General features: G+C 67.0%; 18 protein-coding genes. 10 read left to right on the plus strand and 8 right to left on the minus strand.

Annotation, left to right across the window (positions count from 1 at the left end; genetic code table 11):
- The first annotated feature begins 103 nt into the window (after positions 1-103).
- Positions 104-523 carry a pyridoxamine 5'-phosphate oxidase family protein gene (locus VLI63_RS12815; RefSeq protein WP_409157209.1) on the plus strand — a complete coding sequence of 140 codons (420 nt, stop codon included), beginning with the start codon at positions 104-106 and terminating at the stop codon, positions 521-523.
- Here the strand turns inward: VLI63_RS12815 and VLI63_RS12820 are convergent.
- From VLI63_RS12820 to VLI63_RS12830, 3 genes are read right to left on the minus strand one after another with little or no spacing between them, the layout of a single operon-like run.
- Complete coding sequence (locus VLI63_RS12820) at positions 498-2,765, minus strand: heavy metal translocating P-type ATPase (RefSeq protein ID WP_409157210.1); 2,268 nt, start codon at positions 2,763-2,765, stop codon at positions 498-500. The genes VLI63_RS12815 and VLI63_RS12820 overlap by 26 nt on opposite strands.
- Positions 2,766-2,767: 2 nt before the next feature.
- Positions 2,768-3,001 carry a heavy-metal-associated domain-containing protein gene (locus tag VLI63_RS12825; protein ID WP_409157211.1) on the minus strand — a complete coding sequence of 78 codons (234 nt, stop codon included), beginning with the start codon at positions 2,999-3,001 and terminating at the stop codon, positions 2,768-2,770.
- A gap of 39 nt (positions 3,002-3,040) precedes the next feature.
- Positions 3,041-3,322 carry a metal-sensitive transcriptional regulator gene (locus VLI63_RS12830; RefSeq protein WP_354574271.1) on the minus strand — a complete coding sequence of 94 codons (282 nt, stop codon included), beginning with the start codon at positions 3,320-3,322 and terminating at the stop codon, positions 3,041-3,043.
- A 173-nt stretch (positions 3,323-3,495) separates the two neighbouring features.
- On the opposite strand from VLI63_RS12830, the gene VLI63_RS12835 reads away from it, so the two are divergent.
- From VLI63_RS12835 to VLI63_RS12845, 3 genes are all read left to right on the plus strand, one after another.
- Positions 3,496-3,960 (plus strand): nitroreductase family deazaflavin-dependent oxidoreductase, encoded by a 465-nt coding sequence (locus VLI63_RS12835; protein ID WP_409157212.1) that lies wholly within the window; start codon positions 3,496-3,498, stop codon positions 3,958-3,960.
- Between the two features lie 103 nt (positions 3,961-4,063).
- Positions 4,064-4,618 carry a PadR family transcriptional regulator gene (locus VLI63_RS12840; protein WP_409157213.1) on the plus strand — a complete coding sequence of 185 codons (555 nt, stop codon included), beginning with the start codon at positions 4,064-4,066 and terminating at the stop codon, positions 4,616-4,618.
- A gap of 4 nt (positions 4,619-4,622) precedes the next feature.
- Positions 4,623-6,326, plus strand: coding sequence for an ABC1 kinase family protein (locus tag VLI63_RS12845; protein WP_409157214.1), 1,704 nt, complete (start codon positions 4,623-4,625; stop codon positions 6,324-6,326).
- A 54-nt stretch (positions 6,327-6,380) separates the two neighbouring features.
- Here VLI63_RS12845 and VLI63_RS12850 read toward each other — a convergent pair whose 3' ends face one another.
- The 3 genes from VLI63_RS12850 to VLI63_RS12860 all read right to left on the minus strand — a co-directional run bounded on the left by VLI63_RS12850 (position 6,381) and on the right by VLI63_RS12860 (position 9,527).
- Positions 6,381-7,472, minus strand: coding sequence for a nuclease-related domain-containing protein (locus tag VLI63_RS12850; RefSeq protein ID WP_409157215.1), 1,092 nt, complete (start codon positions 7,470-7,472; stop codon positions 6,381-6,383).
- Between the two features lie 283 nt (positions 7,473-7,755).
- The gene (locus VLI63_RS12855) at positions 7,756-9,042 is read right to left on the minus strand and encodes an SLC13 family permease (RefSeq protein WP_409157216.1); all 1,287 of its coding nucleotides are present in this window, start codon (positions 9,040-9,042) and stop codon (positions 7,756-7,758) included.
- The gene (locus VLI63_RS12860) at positions 9,039-9,527 is read right to left on the minus strand and encodes a hypothetical protein (RefSeq protein WP_409157217.1); all 489 of its coding nucleotides are present in this window, start codon (positions 9,525-9,527) and stop codon (positions 9,039-9,041) included. Before VLI63_RS12860 ends, VLI63_RS12855 begins: the two co-directional genes overlap by 4 nt.
- A gap of 252 nt (positions 9,528-9,779) precedes the next feature.
- Between VLI63_RS12860 and VLI63_RS12865 the strand changes: the two genes are divergently transcribed.
- Positions 9,780-10,709, plus strand: coding sequence for a LysR family transcriptional regulator (locus VLI63_RS12865; RefSeq protein ID WP_409157218.1), 930 nt, complete (start codon positions 9,780-9,782; stop codon positions 10,707-10,709).
- Here VLI63_RS12865 and VLI63_RS12870 read toward each other — a convergent pair.
- A complete protein-coding gene (locus tag VLI63_RS12870; protein WP_409157219.1) occupies positions 10,652-11,512 on the minus strand; it encodes an aldo/keto reductase in 861 nt (286 codons plus the stop codon). The two genes, VLI63_RS12865 and VLI63_RS12870, sit on opposite strands and share 58 nt — an antisense overlap.
- 31 nt (positions 11,513-11,543) lie before the next feature.
- Entirely contained in the window at positions 11,544-12,515 is a 972-nt protein-coding gene (locus tag VLI63_RS12875) for an aldo/keto reductase (RefSeq protein WP_409157220.1), read from the minus strand.
- A 118-nt stretch (positions 12,516-12,633) separates the two neighbouring features.
- Between VLI63_RS12875 and VLI63_RS12880 the strand changes: the two genes are divergently transcribed.
- From VLI63_RS12880 to VLI63_RS12900, 5 genes are all read left to right on the plus strand, one after another.
- A complete protein-coding gene (locus tag VLI63_RS12880) occupies positions 12,634-15,087 on the plus strand; it encodes a LuxR C-terminal-related transcriptional regulator (RefSeq protein WP_409157221.1) in 2,454 nt (817 codons plus the stop codon).
- 54 nt (positions 15,088-15,141) lie between these two features.
- Complete coding sequence (locus VLI63_RS12885; RefSeq protein WP_409157222.1) at positions 15,142-15,780, plus strand: hypothetical protein; 639 nt, start codon at positions 15,142-15,144, stop codon at positions 15,778-15,780.
- Positions 15,781-15,783: 3 nt separating this feature from the next.
- Positions 15,784-15,993 (plus strand): hypothetical protein, encoded by a 210-nt coding sequence (locus VLI63_RS12890; protein WP_409157223.1) that lies wholly within the window; start codon positions 15,784-15,786, stop codon positions 15,991-15,993.
- Positions 15,990-16,664, plus strand: coding sequence for a DUF2306 domain-containing protein (locus VLI63_RS12895; protein WP_409157224.1), 675 nt, complete (start codon positions 15,990-15,992; stop codon positions 16,662-16,664). The genes VLI63_RS12890 and VLI63_RS12895 overlap by 4 nt, the downstream gene beginning before the upstream one ends.
- Before the next feature lie 65 nt (positions 16,665-16,729).
- Positions 16,730-17,446 carry a DUF4389 domain-containing protein gene (locus VLI63_RS12900; protein ID WP_409157225.1) on the plus strand — a complete coding sequence of 239 codons (717 nt, stop codon included), beginning with the start codon at positions 16,730-16,732 and terminating at the stop codon, positions 17,444-17,446.
- Positions 17,447-18,159: the final 713 nt, after the last annotated feature.

The raw sequence follows: 18,159 nt of genomic DNA on the forward strand, positions 1-18,159 counted from the left end.
CGTTCGAGCGTAGAGCCTGTCGAGCACGTTCGGGACTTTCGACCCGAGGTCCGACGGCCGGCACTGGTGGACTGGATGCCTTCCCTGACCGTGAGGAGCCCCCATGCCAGAATCCCCCGAATCCCCCGTCGACGTGCTCGGCGACGAAGCCAGCTGGCACCTGCTGGCCTCCGCCGATCTCGGCCGGCTCGCGGTCTCGACCGAGGCCGGTGTCGACATCTTTCCCATCAACTACGTCGTAGCGGATCGGGTGATCTTCTTCCGCACCGCTCCCGGCTCCAAGCTCATGGACCTCACGACTCGTCCGATCGTCGCCCTCGAGACGGATGGCACGCACCACCGCCGTCGCTGGAGTGTGGTCGTCAAGGGCACCGCCGTGCGCCTCGGCTCCGACGAGGAGATCGAGGCATCCGGGGTTCTCCGCCTCCACTCGCTCATGCCGACGGAGAAGTGGAACTACGTGCGCATCACCGCGTCGTCGATCACCGGGCGGCAGTTCACGAGTTCGCACCGCGCCGGATAGTCACGGTCTTGTCCGCGGGCGCGAAACTGCGCAGCCGCAGGCTGTTCGTCACGACGAACACCGAGGAGAAAGCCATCGCCGCTCCGGCGAGCAGTGGGTTGAGCAGGCCGAGCATCGCGATCGGCAGCGCCGCGACGTTATAGGCGAAGGCCCAGAACAGGTTGCCCTTGATCGTGCCGAGCGTGCGGCGTGCGAGCCGCACCGCGTCGGCCACCACGAGCAGGTCACCACTGACAATCGTGATGTCGCTGGCGGCGATGGCCGCATCCGTGCCGCCGCCCATGGCTATTCCGAGGTCTGCCGCCGCGAGAGCCGCTGAGTCGTTGACCCCGTCGCCGACCATCGCCACCACCCGACCGTCTGTCTGGAGGGCGTGGATCAGGTCGAGCTTGCCCTGGGGGGTCACTCCGGCATGCACCTCGTCGATGCCCACCTCGGCGGCGACGGTGCGAGCGGATCCGGCGTTGTCCCCGGTGAGGAGCACCGGGCGAAGACCCAGCGCGCGGAACCGCGCTATGGCTTCCGCGCTCGTCGGCTTCACGGCATCCCGCACGGTGATGATGCCGCGCAGCTCGCCATCCCAGGCCACCGCGATGACGGTGGCGGCGGCTTCCTCGCCCGATTGCACGGCGGCGGATGCGGCGCTCGACAGTGCGATGGACCAGGAGTCGGCGAGCCATGAGGCGCGTCCGGCGACGGTGAGTCGGCCATCCACGACCGCCTGCACACCCTGCCCGGCCTGCGCGCTGAACGATGCCGATTCGCCGGGAAGGATGCCCTCGGCTGCAGCCAGCGCCACGATCGCCCGCGCGACCGGATGCTCGGACCCGCTCTCGACGGAGGCGGCGGCGGCGAGCAGTTCGGCCCGGGACGTCGCGCCGAGAGGCTCCACCGAGACCACGGCCATGGTGCCGGTGGTGATCGTGCCGGTCTTGTCGAGCACGATGGTGTCGACGGTGCGGGTCTGCTCGAGCACCTGCGGTCCCCGGATGAGGATGCCGAGTTGAGATCCACGGCCGGTACCGACGAGCAGGGCAGTGGGGGTCGCGAGTCCGAGCGCACACGGGCAGGCGATGATCAGCGTCGCTACCGCGGCGGTGAAGGCCGCTTCGAGCGACCCGCCGAAGAGCAGCCATCCCACGAAGGTGATGAGGGCGAGCCCGAACACCACCGGCACGAAGATCGCGGAGACCCGGTCGGCCAGCCGCTGCGCCTTGGCCTTGCCGCTCTGCGCTTCTTCGACCAGGCGGCCGATGCGGGCGAGCTCGGTATCGGCGCCCACCCGGGTCACCTCCACCACGAGCCGTCCACCGACGTTGACCGTCGCTCCGACGACCCGGTCGCCCACCGAGACCTCGACGGGCACCGATTCTCCGGTGATCATGCTGCGATCGACGGCGGATGCCCCCTCGGTCACGAGACCGTCGGCGGCGATCTTCTCTCCCGGGCGCACGATGAAGCTGTCGCCGGGCACCAGGGTCGACACGGCGACGCGGGTCTCCACTCCCCCGCGGAGGAGCGTGGCATCCTTCGCCCCGAGACGCAACAGCGCCTTGAGTGCCGCTCCGGATTCTCGCTTCGCCCTGGCCTCGATGTACCGGCCGCCGAGGATGAAGACGGTCACCGCGGAGGCGACCTCGAGGTAGATCTCGCTGGCGCCCGAGCGCGTATTCACCAGCTGGAAGGTCATGTGCATGCCGGGTTCGCCGGCGCTGCCGAAGAACAGCGCGTAGAGCGACCACGCGAAGGCGGCGATGACCCCGACGCTCACCAGGGAGTCCATCGAGGCCGATCCGTGCCGCGCATTGAGAACGGCGACACGGTGGAACGGCCAGGCGCCCCAGACCACGATCGGCGCCGAGAGGGTGAGGGCGAGCCACTGCCAGTTGGTGAACTGCAGAGCGGGGATCATGGAGAGCAACACGACAGGAATGGCGAGGCTCGCGGAGATGATGAGGCGTCGACGCAGCTCGGCGGCATCGCGATCGACCGGCGGTGCGGCCTGCTCCTCGTCCACGACCGGCACCGGAAGGGTGGCGGTGTAGCCGGCCGCTTCGACCGCGGCGATGAGAGTGGCGGCATCCGCCCCACCGGTCTCCACGTGGGCTTTCTCGGTGGCGTAGTTGACGGTGGCCGACACACCCTCGATGCGGTTGAGCTTTCGCTCGATGCGCGTGGCGCAGGAGGCGCAGGTCATGCCCCCGATATCGAAGTTCAGGTCCTGCAGCTCGGTGCCGGCCATGGCTAAGCCGAGACCAGCAGGTATCCCGCTTCGGTGATGGCGGCCCGGATGCCCTCGAGCGGCACCGGGGCCGAACTCACGACAGTGACATCCGACGCTCCACCCACCTTGAGGTCGACGGTAACGCTCTCGACGCCGGAGAGTTCGGAGACCTCCTCCGTGACGCTGGCGACGCAGTGGTTGCAGGTCATCCCCTCGACCAGGTAGTGCTGTTCGATGTTCGTGCGATCTGGCATGGTGAAATCCTTAGTTTCCGCTCGTTGGTTTCTGGTCGTTCAGGAGCGCACGAGTCGCGCGATGGCGGCCGAGGCTTCCTTGATCTTCTCGTCGGCGACAGGCCCGCCCTCCCGAGCGGCCTCGGCGACACAGTGTGCGAGGTGGTCATCGAGCAGGGCGAGCGCCACGGTCTCGAGTGCCTTGGTCGCGGCCGAGACCTGGGTGAGGATATCGATGCAGTAGGTGTCGTCCTCGACCATGCGCTGGATGCCGCGCACCTGCCCCTCGGCACGCCGCAGCCGCTTGACGAGATCGTCCTTGTTCTGGCTGTATCCGACCATCATGCGACCTTCCTCGATACCCCTATGGGGTATAAATCTACGTCGCGGACCGCCCGAAGTCAAACGCTCGGCGGTCGCCCGACGGCGAGGGAGCGCATCGCCGCGAAGGGCACCGGGTCCGCTCGCGAAGGGCACCGGGTCCGCTCCCGAACGGCCCGCAGTAGGCTCCGACCATGCCAAGCACACGGTCGATGAAACTGATGGAATCCGCTCACCGCTTCCTGCAGCGCCTCACGGGAGGAAAGGCCGGCTGGAATATCGCCGGGATGCCCGTGATCGAGCTCACGACCACCGGCCGAAAGAGCGGTGAACGCCGGACGACGATGCTCACCTCGCCCGCGAGGGACGGGGATGCCTATGTGGTGGTCGCCTCCCGCGGTGGGGACGACCGCAACCCCGCCTGGTTTCTCAACCTTCGGGACGATCCCCAGGTGGAGGTCGTGATCGAGGGTCATCCGCGTGTACCGATGCTCGCGAACCTCGCGGATTCCGAGCAACGAGCCCGACTCTGGCCCCTCATCACGGGACGGTACGCCAACTACGCCGGCTACCAGAAGAAGACCGACCGGGAGATCCCGCTCGTGCTGTTGCGGCCCCTGTCCAGTGCGGCCGACGGTCAGCTTCCGGGCGCCGATTAACAGCTGTCAACAATGTGTCGTGACGTATCGTTGAGACGTGAGCGACTGGCATATCAGTGCTGGCACTTCAGCACCGGCCACATCCGTCCAGAGAGGACACATCATGCGCACCCCATCTTCCGCCGGTTTCGACCTGTGGGAGGCCGTCGACGGCCTTCGCGAGAACCTCCCCCGCATGACGGGATACATGAACTCCGGGCAGCCGGGGCAGACCGGCCGGATGGGCCGCGGCGACGTGCGAACCGCCATCCTCGTCGCCCTGGCCAAGGAGCCGATGCACGGCTACCAGATCATCCAGTCCATCGAGGCGAGCACCAACGGGGCATGGAAGCCGAGCGCCGGCTCCATCTACCCCACCCTTCAGCTGCTCTCCGACGAGGGACTCGTCAGCTCGGAGCAGGTCGGCGAGCGCAAGGTCTATTCGCTGACCGAGGCTGGCAAGGAAGCCGCCGCCGAGTTCTCCAGTGGCCCAACGCCCTGGGAGCCGCGCCGGTCCTGGAACTCCGACCGCAACACCGCACTGCCGAAGGCCGGGGCGAAGCTCGCCCAGGCTGCCGCGCAGGTCGCGCAGAGCGGCACCGCAGAGCAGAGGGAGCGTGCCGTCGCCGCCATCGATGAGGCGCGCCGCAAGCTCTACTCCATCCTCGCCGAGGACTGAGGGCATGCCGCCCGATCGCGGCACCAGCACTGCATCGCAGATAGACCCCGCCTACCGCGCCCGGTATCGCCGCATCATGCGGTTCTCCGCGTCCGCATTGGCGCAGACCTGGTGGTTCGAACTCGTGCTGCCGCGATTCGGCCTTCGCCGACTCGCGGCTCGCAGCCGGACCAAGCGAGTGCAGCGCATCGCCCGACGCTTCTATGTGCTCGCCGCCGACCTCGGCGGACTGATGATCAAGGTCGGCCAGTTCCTGTCGTCGCGCCTCGACATCCTTCCCCCCGAGATAACCAAGGAACTCGAGGGGCTGCAGGATGAGGTGGAGCCCGAGCTGTTCGAGCGAATCCGCCGCCAGGCCGAAACAGAACTGGGCATGCCGCTCGAGCAGGCCTACGCCTCGTTCGAACAGATTCCCATAGCCGCGGCATCCCTCGGCCAGGCTCATCGCGCTCGCCTGACCGCGGGGATCGCCGCCGATGTCGGGTTCGAGAACGTCGTCGTGAAGGTGCAGCGGCCGGGCATCGAGAAGATCGTCGAGGTCGATCTCGCGGCGCTTCGCCGGGTGGCGCGCTGGCTCTCCCACGTGAAACTCGTATCGAACCGCGCCGACGCCCCCGCACTGGTGGAGGAGTTCGCCGCGACGAGTCTCGAGGAGATCGACTACCTGCACGAGGCCGCGAGCGCCGAGCGCTTCGCGGAGGACTTCGCTAGCGATCCCCGCATCGGCGCTCCCGTCATCGTGTGGGACCGCAGCGCCCTCCGCGTGCTCACGCTGTCGGATGTGACCGCGATCAAGATCTCGGATGTCGTGGGCCTCACCGCGGCGGGAATCGACCCGGCGGAGGTCGCGCAGGAACTCGCGCGATCCACGTTCCAGCAGATCTTCGTTGCCGGGTTCTTCCACGCGGATCCGCATCCGGGGAACATCTTCATCACGCCGGGAAGACCCGGGACCGACGAGGACTGGCGCCTCACCTACGTGGACTTCGGGATGATGGGCGAGATCTCCGACTCGCTTCGGAGCGGCCTTCGCGACTTCATCCTCGCCGCGGTCGGTCGTGACGGTCGCGCGCTGGTCGCCGCCCTCGAACGCCTCGGCGTGTTGCTGAAGACGGCGGACACCAACGAACTCGAGCGGGCCATGACCGCCCTCTTCGACCGATTCGGCGGCATGGGCGTCGCCGAGTTGCAGACCGTCGATCCGCGTGAGCTGGAGAAATTCGCGCGGGGATTCGGGGAGACGATCCGGGCGCTGCCCTTCCAGCTGCCCGAGAACTTCCTGCTGCTGGTGCGAAGCATCTCTCTCATCTCGGGGGTGACGAGCGCCCTCAATAAGGACTTCAACATGTGGGATGCCGTCGACCCCTTCGCGCGCACCGTGCTGAGTTCGACCAGCGGAAACGCGCTGCGCGGCATCGGCCAGCAGGCGGTGAGCTATGCGAACACTCTCGCTCGTCTTCCGCGGCGACTCGACGAACTCGCCACCCGCCTCGACCGTGGACAGGTCGCCGTGCGGGCCCCGGAGGTCGACCGCCGACTGCGGTCGATCGAGCGCTCCGTGAGCCGCCTCGCCTCCGCGCTCGTCTTCGCGACGCTGCTCATCGCCGGGGTGCTGCTGCGCCCCACGGATGAGACGCTCGGCTGGGTGCTGATGGCGGCATCCGCCCTGCCATTGCTGCACGTGGTCGTGACGGCGCGGCGGCGCTGACGACCAGGTCAATCGCCTCGCCTGCCATGCCGGCGGGCGTGCTCCGGACGCGAGTCAGCGCCTCACGAGTCGCAGCATCCAGCCGAGCGTTCGGATGATGCCGATGCCGACCGTCCCCACGAGCACCAATTGCAGCAGGGGCTTGAATCCGAGATAGAGGGGCGGCACCAGGCAGCTGAGGGGCGTCGTGCACGGTTGATTCGCGAGGTCGCGGAACAGGAGGATCACCACGACCACGACGGCGATGGACATCCACAGCTTGATTAGGTCGACGGTGCTCAGGCCCGTGCGGCGAGAGCCGGTGGCCGTCCGGCGGCGCGGTGCGGACCGCACGCGTGACGACGGGCGTGACGCCGGGCGTGACGTCGCGACTCGAGTGCGCGCCGACGCGGTCGCCGGAGCCGGCGGCGTACCCACCTGGTCGACGAGCCGCTCGAAGCGCTGCATCACCCGCAGCGTGTCGGCGGCCCGGGGGTCCAGGTGCCAGGTTGTGGGTTCCTCGGCGGCCAGCTTGATCAGCTCGAGCTGTGTGTCGCTGAGCCTCTCGGGCTGGTCCACGAGCCAGGAGGCCAGCCGCTTCGCGTCGATGACCGCGACCGGTCGGTCCGTCGGCGCCCTCTTGTCGGTGAGGCTCCGCGCATGGAGAATCGCGACCACGGATCTCACGGGCACCGGGAATTCGACCCTCTCCGTCAGTCGCCGCTTCACGTCCTGGCCATCGGCGAGCGCCTGCCGCAGATGATGGGTGTTCGCATAGTTGATGCGGAGCACGACGTCACCCACCCACACGGATGCACCGGCGTGATGTTTGGTGTTGATCGCGAAGACTCCGCCGGGGCCGATCACGAGGTGGTCGACATCCTTCGTGCCCGCTCCGATGGGAACCGCGTGTCGCACGAACCACTCCGGTCCGAGTGCCGCGAGCAGTGCACCGACCTCGATCTCCGCGAGCGCACCCGTGTACCAGGACCACGCCTCGTCGGCGAGGGTGATGCGATCCGTCGTTCGCAGCGCGGGATCGAGCGCCTCGGCATCCGCCTGCACCTGAAGGCACTTCTCGGCAACCGCGTATCCGGCCGCTCGCGAAGACAGTGCCTGGATGCCCGCGAAGTCCGTTCGCGCGCCCTCCTCCTGAGACAAGCTCATCCGTACCCCCGAGGAGCCACGCTAGCGGCATCGGGAACGCTTTGTTCACCCCCATTTCGGGATCAGGGGGCACCGATCTCTTCGGTCGGATTCGCAGCCGTGCCTTCCTGGTGAGCGCGCCGACGCACGAAGCGTCATCGCGGCGCTGTCAGCGCGTGATCACCGCCGCGCCCTCGCCGCCGGGAAGAGTGCCATGTTCCACGATGATCACCTCTGCCGAGGGCTAGCCCCCAGCGTCACCCCGATGCGATGCGGGGACTAGAGCCATAGGTCCCGCCCTCGCTCAGGCGAAGTACCTCAACCAGAGGTAGGGAAGGCAGAGCGTGACCGTGACGGCGGTCACGATGAGCCCGTACTTGGTGAATGTCCAGAAGGAGATGGGATGCCCGTTGCGCATCGCGATGCCGAGCACGACCACGTTGGCACTTGCTCCCACTGCGGTGGCGTTGCCTCCGAGGTCCGCACCGAGCGTCAGCGCCCACCAGAGCGGCTGGGCGGGCTGGCCACCGGCCTGCACCAGGTCGTTGACGAGCGGGGCGAGGGTGGCGACGTAGGGGATGTTGTCCACGATGCCCGAGAACACGGCGGAGCCGAACAGGAGCCCGGCCGCCGCACCGAGGTAGTTGGTGCCCACGGCCTGGATCGCCGCCTGGCCGACGGCTTCGATCACTCCGAGGCTCACCAGCCCGCCCACCATGATGAAGAGGCCGGCGAAGAAGAGCAGCGTCTGCCACTCGACGTCCGCGAAGATCTTGCGGGGTTCGAGCCGGGTGATGAGCACAAGCAGCCCGGCCCCCAGCAGCGCGACGATCGCCGGCTCGAGGTTCACGAGCGAATGCAGGATGAAGCCGGCGATCACCAGCGCCAACACACTCAGCGACTTCGCGAGCAGCGGCACATCGCGGATCGCCTCCCGCTCATTGAGCGCCATCACCCGCGTGACCCGTGCCGGGTCGAAGCTGAGCTGCTTGCGGAACATGAGCCAGCAGAGTCCGATGAACACCACGAGCAGGAGGACGATGATCGGCGCGACGTTGACGATGAAGTCGTTGAAGCTGAGGCCGCCCCGGCTGGCGATGATGATGTTGGGCGGATCGCCGATCAGCGTGGCCGTTCCGCCGATGTTGCTCGACATGACTTCGGCGATGAGGAAGGGTATCGGCGAGATACTGAGCCGGTCGCAGATCAGGAGGGTGACCGGTGCGATGAGAAGAACCGTCGTCACGTTGTCGAGGAACGCGGACAGCACGGCGGTGATGAGCACCAGCATGACCATGATCACGAAGGGGCGGCCCTTCGCCCGCTTTGCGGCCCAGATCGCCAGGAATTCGAAGAGACCCGATTGCTGGAGGATGCCGACGATGATCATCATGCCCAACAGCAGGAAGATGACGTTCCAGTCGATCCCGCTCTCCTGGGAGAAGAAGATCCCCCTCTTGTCGGTCGCGCCGATGATCACCATGAGACCGGCGCCGACGAGCGCGACGGTGACGCGCGGCACCTTCTCGGTCGCGATGAGGATGTAGGCGCCGACGAATACCGCCAGAGCCAGGATGACCTGGATGCTCATGCGTCGTTATGCGAAGAGTCGGACGGTGCACAGAACGTGAGGATCGAATCCATCAGCGCCGTGAGCGTGACGAACCGGGCGTCGGGCCCGCTCGATCCCTTGATGAGGGCGATCTGCGCCCGGGCATTCGCCATGCGGGCGGCCACCTCCAGGATCGTGTCATCCGCATCCACGCGCAGGAGTTCGTAGATGTGAACCCGGTCGTCGTCGATCAGCTCCCCGATGGTGCTCTGGCCCGCTTTAGCCCAGACCTCCTCGGCCGCCTCTTCATCGAGCACCCCGGCCAGCGCCATGTCATCGAGCACATAGCCGGGCACCAGGAGGCCCAACACGTCGACCGCGGAGACCACGGCCGAGGGAACCCCGGCCGAATCGGCGATCACGAGACCGACGAGGTCATCGGCGGCGATGGCACGCGCAGCCTCCAACGCGGTGGTTTCCCGCGCGACCATCGGAAGGCTGATTTGAAGATCGGATGCGCGCATGGGGTCCCCTCAGAAGTTGGCAGCAGTCCTGCTGCGCCGACCAGACTTCCCGGCTCACCTCAGTCGAGCGTAGCGGGGGTTCGCGATTCTCGCGTGGGCGGGCGCTGCGGGCGATGGAGCGTCGACGGCCCAGCGGACCAGCCGTGGCTGGTCTCGACCCGAGTGAAGACCGGCATCTCTCGGAATGTCGCGTCGATGATTCTGCGCGGCTCGACTTCTGGCCGGGCATCCATTCATTGCTAAAATCGCTGAATGGAATTGCGTCAACTCGAACACTTCGTCACCGTCGCCGACGAGAGGCACTTCACCCGAGCGGCCGAGCTGCTCCAGATCTCGCAGTCGGGCCTCTCCGCGTCCATCAGGGCTCTCGAAACCGAGCTCGGCATCTCGCTGTTCGTTCGCAGCACGCGCCGCGTCGAACTCACCGCCGCCGGCCAGGCGCTGCTCGCCGACTCCATCCGCACGCTCGCGAGTGCCGCCGCCGCGCAGAACGCGGTCGCGGCGGTGCGGGGCCTCGTGCGTGGGCGCCTCACCGTCGGCGCGGAACCGTGCATCGGTGCGATCGACCTTCCGGCCGAACTCGGGCGATTCCGGCTCGCGAATCCCGGCGTCGAGGTACGGCTGCGCTACGAGGGATCCGTCGATCAGCTCGACAGCGTCGCGAGCGGGCTCCGGGATGTGGCCCTGGTCGTGGTGACCGGTCCCGCCCCGCAGGGCGTGCGCTTGCGTCCGGTGAGTTCGCAGAAGCTCGTGGTGCTGTGCCATCCGGAACACCCGTTCGCCTCACGGAGCGAGGTCGACATCGAGTCGCTACACGACCAGCCGATGATCGGCTTCCAACCCGGGTGGGGCGCCCACGTGCTGGCGCGCCGGGCATTCGCGGCGGCGGGATACGACTACCGAACCGCGATGGAGGTCAATGACGTGCACCCGCTGCTCGACCTCGTGGGCTACAACCTCGGGGTCGCGATCGTGCCGGCGAGCTTTGCCGCGAAGCGTCCGGACACCCTCTGCGCCGTGCCGCTGCCCGAGAACGTGCCGCACTGGACGGTCGCCGTCGCGATGGCGGACGAACCGAGTCCGGCCGCCACCGCATTCCTCGACCAGGTCTTCGAGGAGAGCCCTCAGGCGCCGTCGAGCATCGAGAGCTCGTCGGCGGTCAGGGTGACCTCGGCCGCCTGAACCGAGTTGGTGATGCTCTCCGGTCGAGACGCGCCGGGGATCGGGATCACCCGGGGCGACTTCGCCAGCTCCCAGGCGAGGCACACGACCTGCGGGGTGATGCCGCGGTCGGCCGCCACCTTTCCGAACGCCGCGAACCTGTCGCCGAGCGCGGCCGCGGAGGTGATGCCTCCGAGCGGGCTCCACGGCAGGAATGCGATCCCGAGTTCGTCGCACAGCTCGAGTTCGGGCTCGCTGCTGCGGAAGGCGGGCGAGAACTGGTTCTGCACCGAGGCGAGTCGGCCGCCGAGCACCTCCTGGGCGAGTCGGATCTGCTCCGGGTTCGCGTTCGAGATGCCGGCCTGTCGGATGGTGCCGGCGTCGAGAAGGTCGCGCAGGGCGCCGATGGAATCCGCGTAGGGCACCGAGGAGTCCGGACGGTGGAACTGGTAGAGGCCGATCGCCTCGCCGCCGAGCCGCTTCAGCGAGGCCTCCGCCACCTGCTTCAGGTATTCGGGGCGGCCATCCTGGGTCCAGGAGCCGTCTCCCGGGCGGAGGTGGCCACCCTTGGTGGCGACGAGCACAGCCGAGGTGTCTCCACCCCAGGACGCGATGGCTTTCGCGATGAGCGACTCGTTGTGGCCGACATCCGTCGCGGTCAGGTGGTAGGCATCCGCCGTGTCGAAGAGGGTCACCCCCAGTTCGAGAGCCGCGTGGATGGTCGCGATGGAGCGGGCCTCATCGGGCCGCCCTTCGATGGACATGGGCATGCCGCCGAGGCCGATCTCGCTGACCTGCACATCGCCGATGGTTCGTGTCTTCATGTTCTTGGGTCTCTCTTTTCGGGTGAACGGATTACCAGGCGTAGTCTTCCGGCGCGGTCTTGCGACCGGGGAAGATCTCGTCGAGTCGGGTGAGGGCGTCGGCATCGAGGGTGACGTCGAGGGCACGCACCGCGGCATCCAGCTGGTCCATGGTGCGCGGTCCGACGATGGGAGCGGTCACCGCGGGCTGGTGCAGCAACCAGGCCAGTCCGACATCCCCCGGCTCATGGCCGAGCTCCTCGGCGAAGTCCTCGTAGCTTTCGATGGCTTCGCGATGGGTCTCGAGCGTCTCGGCCGCGCGGCCCTCCAGGCGGCGCTTGCCATCCCGCTCCTTGCGCACCACTCCGCCGAGAAGCCCGCCGTGGAGCGGCGACCACGGGATGATCCCGAGGCCGTTGCCCAGGGCGGAGGGGATCACCTCGAGCTCGATATCCCGCGTGAGCAGGTTGTAGATGGACTGTTCGCTCACCAGCCCGGTGAAGTTGCGTCGCCGCGCCTCGGCTTGAGCCGTGGCGATGTGCCATCCCGCGAAGTTGCTGCTGCCGGCGTAGAGGATCTTGCCCTGCGCGACGGCCGTCTCCATCGCCTGCCAGATCTCGTCCCACGGGGTATCCCGATCCACGTGATGGAACTGGTAGAGGTCGATGTAGTCGGCCTTCAGCCGCGAGAGGCTCGCATCGAGAGCACGACGGATGTTCAGCGCCGAGAGCTTGCCCTCGTTCGGCCACTGCGTCATGTCGCCGTAGAGCTTGGTGGCGAGAACCGTGTGCTCGCGCCTACCGTTGCCCTGTTCGAACCAGTTGCCGAGGATCGTCTCCGTGGTACCGCGGCCCAATTCGCCGCCGTACACGTTCGCCGTGTCGAAGAAGTTGATGCCGTATTCCTGCGCCGAGTCCATGATGGCGAAGGAGTCGGACTCCGTCGTCTGCGGCCCGAAGTTCATGGTTCCGAGGCAGAGGCGGGAGACAGAAAGGCCCGAACGGCCGAGATGCGTGTATTCCATGCTTCTACGGTGCTCTCCGCCCGCCCATCTGTCCAATAGGAAATGCGGATGCTACTGAGCAGTCGGGGTTCTCAATGAAGGGATCTCGGCGGTGAGCCCGCGGCCCTAACATGAGCACATGCCGATGCCGGTTCTGGCGACAAAATTCTTCGTGCCCCCGCCGCGGGCGCAGGCCGTCGCCCGCCCGCGGCTCGTCGACCAGCTGGATGTCGGCATCCGGTCCGGTGCAAAGCTCACCCTGATCTCCGCCCCGGCCGGATTCGGCAAGACAACCGTGCTCAGCGATTGGGTGACCAGGGTCGGCCGGCCAGAGGCCGGAATGCGGGTCGCCTGGTTGTCGATCGAGTCCAGTGATAACGACCCGGTGCGGTTCTTCGGCTACCTCGTCGCCGCGCTGCAGAGCGCCGATGCCGCCATCGGTGCGGCGATCCCGGCGGGCGAACAGCCGAGCGAAGCGACCCTGACCGCCCTCGTCAACGACCTCGCCGGCAGCGCCCACGAGATCCTCCTGGTGCTCGACGACTTCCACCTCATCGAAGACCCCTCTGTGCGCGACGCGATGGTCTTCCTGCTCGACCATCTGCCGCCCACCTCGCACCTGGCGATCGCGAGCCGCTCCGATCCCCTGCTGCCCGTTGCGCGCCTGCGAGCGCGGGGCGAGCTGACGGAACTGCGCGCCGCCGACCTCCGCTTCACCCCCGACGAGGCCGCCGGATTCCTCAATCGGGCCATGGGCCTGGCGCTGTCGCCCGACGATGTCGCCGCTCTCGAAGCCCGCACCGAGGGATGGATCGCCGGACTCCAACTGGCCGCCCTGAGCATGCGTGACCGCACCGACAAATCCGCCTTCATCGCCGCATTTGCCGGCAGCAACCGTTTCGTCATCGACTATCTGATCGAGGAGGTGTTGGAGCAGGCGCCACTCGACGTGCGCCGGTTCCTCTGCGACACCGCCATTCTCGAGAGGTTCACCGCACCACTCTGCGAGGCGGTGAGCGGCCAGAGCCGGGGCGAGGAGATGCTCGAAGCGCTCGAACGGGCGAACCTCTTCATCGTCGAACTCGATGATCGCCGCGAATGGTTCCGCTACCACCACCTCTTCGCGGACGTGCTGCGGGCGCGTCTTCTCTCCAGCGGCCCTGAGCATGTCGCAGCACTCCACAGCCTCGCCAGCGGGTGGTTCGAGGCCAACAACCTGCCGGAGGAGGGCGTGGCCCATGCTCTGGCGGCCTCCGATTTCTCCCAGGCCGCACGGCTGATCGAAGCCACGATTCCGAGTGTGCGGAAGTCCCGTCAGGACGCGACGCTGCTCGGATGGCTCGCCCTCCTTCCCGACGACACGATCGGTCGCCGTCCCGTGCTCGGGGTGTTCTCCGCCTGGTTCTCGCTGGTCTCCGGCGACATCGCCGCCGTCGAGGCGAAACTGGTCCGCGCGGAGAACTCCCTCGAAGCCGGGCACGACTCGGAGCCGGGCCAGGAACTCGACACGCTTCCCGTCACGATCTCTCTGTATCGGGCATCCGTCGCGCTCGCCACCGGTGACCTGGCCGGCATCACTCGGCACGCCGGCCGCGCCCTCGAGCTCACCAGCCCCTCCGATCACCTCGGGCGGGGTGCGGCCGCCGGGCTCCTCGGCCTGGGCGAGTGGGCCACCGGCGATCTCGAGGCCGGCGTGAAGGCATTCGGCGAAGCGGCGCGCAGCCTGCGCCTCGCCGGCAACCTGACCGATGCCCTGAGCACGACGATGGTGCTCGCCGACATGCTCATCCCCCTCGGCCGCCTCGAGGAGTCGCGGCGCGCGTACGAGGCGGCGTTGCGAGAGGCGACGACCACGCTCGCCGGTGGCCCACCCACCGCAGATCTCCACGGAGGCATCGCCGAAGTGCTGGTCGAGCTCGGTGCCCTCGAGGCCGCCGAAGAGCACCTGGCCGCCGGTGCCGCCCTGGGCGATGCGGCGTTCTCGAATGAACACCATTACCGATGGTTCGTATCGAAAGCACTCGTCGCGCAGTCCAGGGGTGAGCTCGACGCCGCTCTCGAACTGCTCGAGGCGGCCGAGCGGCACTATCGTCGGGGTTTCTTCGCCGAGGCCCGATCGATCGCGGCCCTGAGGGCGCGCATCCTGATCGTGCAGGGGCACCTGCCCGAGGCGCAGGCGTGGGCGGATTCGCTCGGCCTGACCCCGCAGGATGCGCTCAGCTACCTGACCGAGTACGCCCACATCACCCTGGCGCGGCTGCTGATCGCGCAGGGCGACCCCCGCGCGGCCGGGCTGCTCGAACGGCTGCTCGTCGCCGCCGAGGACGGTGGCCGGGCCGGGGTCGTGAGCGAACTGCGCGCGCTGTCCGGACGCACGGCTGGCGAGGCGAGCGGTGCCAGGGAGGGGCTGAGCAACCGCGAACTGCAGGTGCTGCGACTGCTCGCCACCGAACTCACCGGCCCCGAGATCGCGCGCGAACTCTACGTCTCGGTGAACACGCTCCGCACCCACACCCGGCACGTCTTCGAGAAGCTCGACGTGAATGGTCGCACCGCCGCCGTGCGGCGGGGGCGCGAACTGGGCGTGCTCTGACTATCACCAGATGTGGTGATGCCGGGTCACCAGGTGCGTTCGTAGGTTGCCCCTATGAACATCACCTCAACCACCCTGACTCGCGCCGCCGCTGTGGCCGCCGCGCTTGCCGGAACCGCCTACATCGTCATCCAGTTCATCCACCCCCTGGATGTCGTCGAATCACTCTCCACCCAGCGATGGGTGACGGTGCACATCCTCAGCTTCGCGGAGGCGGTGCTTGCACTGATCGGCTTCGCCGGAATCTACCTGCGCCAGGTGCGCCAACTGGGACTGCTCGGGCTCATCGCCTACGCGATGCTCGCACTGTTCTTCGTGCTGCAGGCGGCCTTCAACTTCTCCGAAGCCCTCATCGCCCCGCTCATCGCCGTCGATGCCCCACAGTTGGCTGTCGATATCGTCGGACTGTTCGGCCGCTATCCGGCGGTCAATGACCTCGGGATCCTCGCCGGAGTGCCGCTGGTCGGCAGCATCCTCTACGTCGGCGGTGCTCTGCTGTTCGGTATCGCGATCATCCGCGCGCGGGTGCTGTCTCGCGGTGCGGGAATCCTGCTGATCGCTGCGGCCGCCATCACCCCCGTCGCGGGCGCGCTGCTGCCGCACACCCTGGAACGCATGGCCGCGCTGCCCATGGGCGCAGCGATGGTCTGGCTGGGGTGGTCTCTCTGGTCGAACCGGATGCCAGCGGCCTGAATCATGTACGAGATACGCCTGCAGGGGCAGCTCGACCAACTGTGGAGCGACTGGTTCGAGGGATTCACGCTCGCCGTCGACAGCGACGGAACAACAACCCTCACCGGCCCGGTCACCGACCAGGCTGCCCTGCACGGACTGCTGAGACGGATCGGTGATCTCGGCGTGACGCTGATTTCCCTCAACGAGCTGCACAAGGAGAACGAGAAATGACCACATCCGTCGCCAGACCGACCGGCCGAGGAACCGGGGCCGCGCGCCGCCAGTGGCTGGTGCCCGCCGGGCTGATCCTGCTCACCCTCATTCCGATCCTCGCCGGCGAAGTACGACTGCACGAGATTGCCAGCGGCGCCGTCGAAACCGCGAAGAACGCGCGGTTCCTCGAATCGCCGATCCCGGTTGTGACCCACATCGTGAGCGTCACGATCTTCAGCATCCTCGGCGCGTTCCAGTTCGTCCCCGCGCTGCGGCGCCGTCGGAGCTGGCACCGCATCGCCGGGCGCATCCTGATCCCGGCCGGGCTGCTCACTGCGCTGTCGGGCATGTGGATGGCTGCCTTCTACCCGCACCCCGCCGGCGAGGGCCTCTCTCTCTCCATCATTCGCCTGGCTTTCGGGGCGGCGATGGTGGCGAGCATCGCTTTCGGCATCCGCGCGATCGTGACTCGCAACTTCGCCACGCACGGGGAGTGGATGACCCGCGCCTACGCCATCGCCGTCGCTGCGGGAACCCAGGCGATCGTCCTCATCCCCGAGACGATCATCTTCGGGCCCGGCAATGAGTTGCCTCGAACAACGTTCATGGCGGCCGCCTGGGTGATCAACCTCACGATCGCCGAGCTGGTCATCCGTCGGCGTCGCGGTGTCCCCACGTTTACCCGCTGAGGACCGCGGTCTACCAGGACATCAACCACAGCACCGTTCTCAGCCGCAACCGAAGGAGCAGAACCATGTCTTATCCGCTACGACTCGAAGCAACTCTCGACCTGCACCTGTCCCGCTGGCTGTGGATCGTCAAGATGTTCCTGGCCATCCCGCACTACGTGATCCTCGTCGTGCTCAATGCGGCATTCGTGATCACCAGCCTGATCGCGGGGATCGCGATTCTCGCGACCGGACGCTATCCGCGTGCCCTGTTCGACTTCAACGTGGGAGTGCTGCGCTGGAACTGGCGCGTCGGCTTCTCCGTCTACGCGGCGCTCGGCACCGACGCCTATCCGCCATTCACCCTCGCCGCCACCGACTATCCCGCCACCCTCGAAGTCGACTACCCGGAGCGACTCTCCCGGCCCCGCGTGCTCATCGCATGGCTGCTCGCCATTCCACACCTCATCGTGGTGGGCTCGTTCGTCGGCATCATCATGCTCTACCCGTGGGATGCCTACGCGAGCTGGCAGGGCGGGCATCCGGTCGGCGGGTACTCGGTGCTCAATCTGCTCGTCGTGATCGCGGGCGTCATCCTTCTCATCACGGGGCGCTACCCGACCTCGCTGTTCGAGTTCCTGGTGGGATTCAGCCGCTGGACCTACCGCGTCGTCGCCTTCGTCGGACTGATGACGGAGGTGTATCCGCCCTTCCGGCTGGATGCGGGCGGCCAGGAACCCGACCGAGAGTCGTCCTCCCCCGCCAGCCCACTGGACGAGAGCTCTGCGGTCACGGCGCGCTGAACTGCCGTCCAATACCAGTGGTGGAGCGCGGTCGATTCGCCGGAAGCCAGCGCCTTGCCGTTCAGGGGTGTGCGCAACCATCTTCGACAGCTCGCAGGGGCTGTGATCGAGGCGTTTGCGAGGTGCCCCTGGAGGGACTCGAACCCCCAACCGTTTCCTTAGGATAAAGAGCGGTTCGCAGTCGGCGAATTGACCTCTTTAGCCCGGATTTCCGGGGATTTTGAGCATCAGGATGTCTGCACATCTGCCAACATTGATTGATTTACTAGGGGCGCTCAGCTGCATTTTCGTGGGATATTCGTGGGTCGATTACCGCCCACCCTAGCCGCCAATTTGCCGCGAGTTCTTACCGCTCGCTCCAAAGCGCACGTACACGCAGACAACATGACTTATCCGACAAGGGAAGCCGCTCCGGATCATCGGGGCCCACGTACTAACGCCCGAATATCCGACTCGAATCAGGAGCAATGATTCAGAATCGTATTATCTTCAGCGTCTGGATTCACGGATTCTTGAGTCCGCCATTTTTCGACTTCCACATGTATCCGACAGATATTTCTGGTCGAGGTAAACATCACAGCGAGGGTGAATCGCCCTGGGTTTCGTTCCGCCTGATCCTTTTGGAGGATTGAACTATGTCGAACCCTTACCCGGCCGAGTTTCGCGAACGTGCTCTTCGGATGCTCGCCGAAGCACGAGCTGATCACTCATCT

Source organism: Lacisediminihabitans sp. H27-G8, assembly GCF_046156175.1.
Taxonomy (GTDB): Bacteria; Actinomycetota; Actinomycetes; order Actinomycetales; family Microbacteriaceae; genus Lacisediminihabitans.

Bases quoted from the DNA above. Each gene is read 5' to 3' on its own strand.
- VLI63_RS12895 (WP_409157224.1), top strand. From the start codon at position 15,990: ATGACCACATCCGTCGCCAGACCGACCGGCCGAGGAACCGGGGCCGCG.
- VLI63_RS12885 (WP_409157222.1), top strand. From the start codon at position 15,142: ATGAACATCACCTCAACCACCCTGACTCGCGCCGCCGCTGTGGCCGCC.
- VLI63_RS12845 (WP_409157214.1), top strand. From the start codon at position 4,623: ATGCCGCCCGATCGCGGCACCAGCACTGCATCGCAGATAGACCCCGCC.
- VLI63_RS12875 (WP_409157220.1), bottom strand. From the start codon at position 12,515: ATGGAATACACGCATCTCGGCCGTTCGGGCCTTTCTGTCTCCCGCCTC.
- VLI63_RS12900 (WP_409157225.1), top strand. From the start codon at position 16,730: ATGTCTTATCCGCTACGACTCGAAGCAACTCTCGACCTGCACCTGTCC.
- VLI63_RS12865 (WP_409157218.1), top strand. From the start codon at position 9,780: ATGGAATTGCGTCAACTCGAACACTTCGTCACCGTCGCCGACGAGAGG.
- VLI63_RS12890 (WP_409157223.1), top strand. From the start codon at position 15,784: ATGTACGAGATACGCCTGCAGGGGCAGCTCGACCAACTGTGGAGCGAC.
- VLI63_RS12825 (WP_409157211.1), bottom strand. From the start codon at position 3,001: ATGCCAGATCGCACGAACATCGAACAGCACTACCTGGTCGAGGGGATG.
- VLI63_RS12860 (WP_409157217.1), bottom strand. From the start codon at position 9,527: ATGCGCGCATCCGATCTTCAAATCAGCCTTCCGATGGTCGCGCGGGAA.
- VLI63_RS12830 (WP_354574271.1), bottom strand. From the start codon at position 3,322: ATGGTCGGATACAGCCAGAACAAGGACGATCTCGTCAAGCGGCTGCGG.
- VLI63_RS12850 (WP_409157215.1), bottom strand. From the start codon at position 7,472: ATGAGCTTGTCTCAGGAGGAGGGCGCGCGAACGGACTTCGCGGGCATC.
- VLI63_RS12835 (WP_409157212.1), top strand. From the start codon at position 3,496: ATGCCAAGCACACGGTCGATGAAACTGATGGAATCCGCTCACCGCTTC.
- VLI63_RS12815 (WP_409157209.1), top strand. From the start codon at position 104: ATGCCAGAATCCCCCGAATCCCCCGTCGACGTGCTCGGCGACGAAGCC.
- VLI63_RS12820 (WP_409157210.1), bottom strand. From the start codon at position 2,765: ATGGCCGGCACCGAGCTGCAGGACCTGAACTTCGATATCGGGGGCATG.
- VLI63_RS12855 (WP_409157216.1), bottom strand. From the start codon at position 9,042: ATGAGCATCCAGGTCATCCTGGCTCTGGCGGTATTCGTCGGCGCCTAC.
- VLI63_RS12880 (WP_409157221.1), top strand. From the start codon at position 12,634: ATGCCGATGCCGGTTCTGGCGACAAAATTCTTCGTGCCCCCGCCGCGG.
- VLI63_RS12840 (WP_409157213.1), top strand. From the start codon at position 4,064: ATGCGCACCCCATCTTCCGCCGGTTTCGACCTGTGGGAGGCCGTCGAC.
- VLI63_RS12870 (WP_409157219.1), bottom strand. From the start codon at position 11,512: ATGAAGACACGAACCATCGGCGATGTGCAGGTCAGCGAGATCGGCCTC.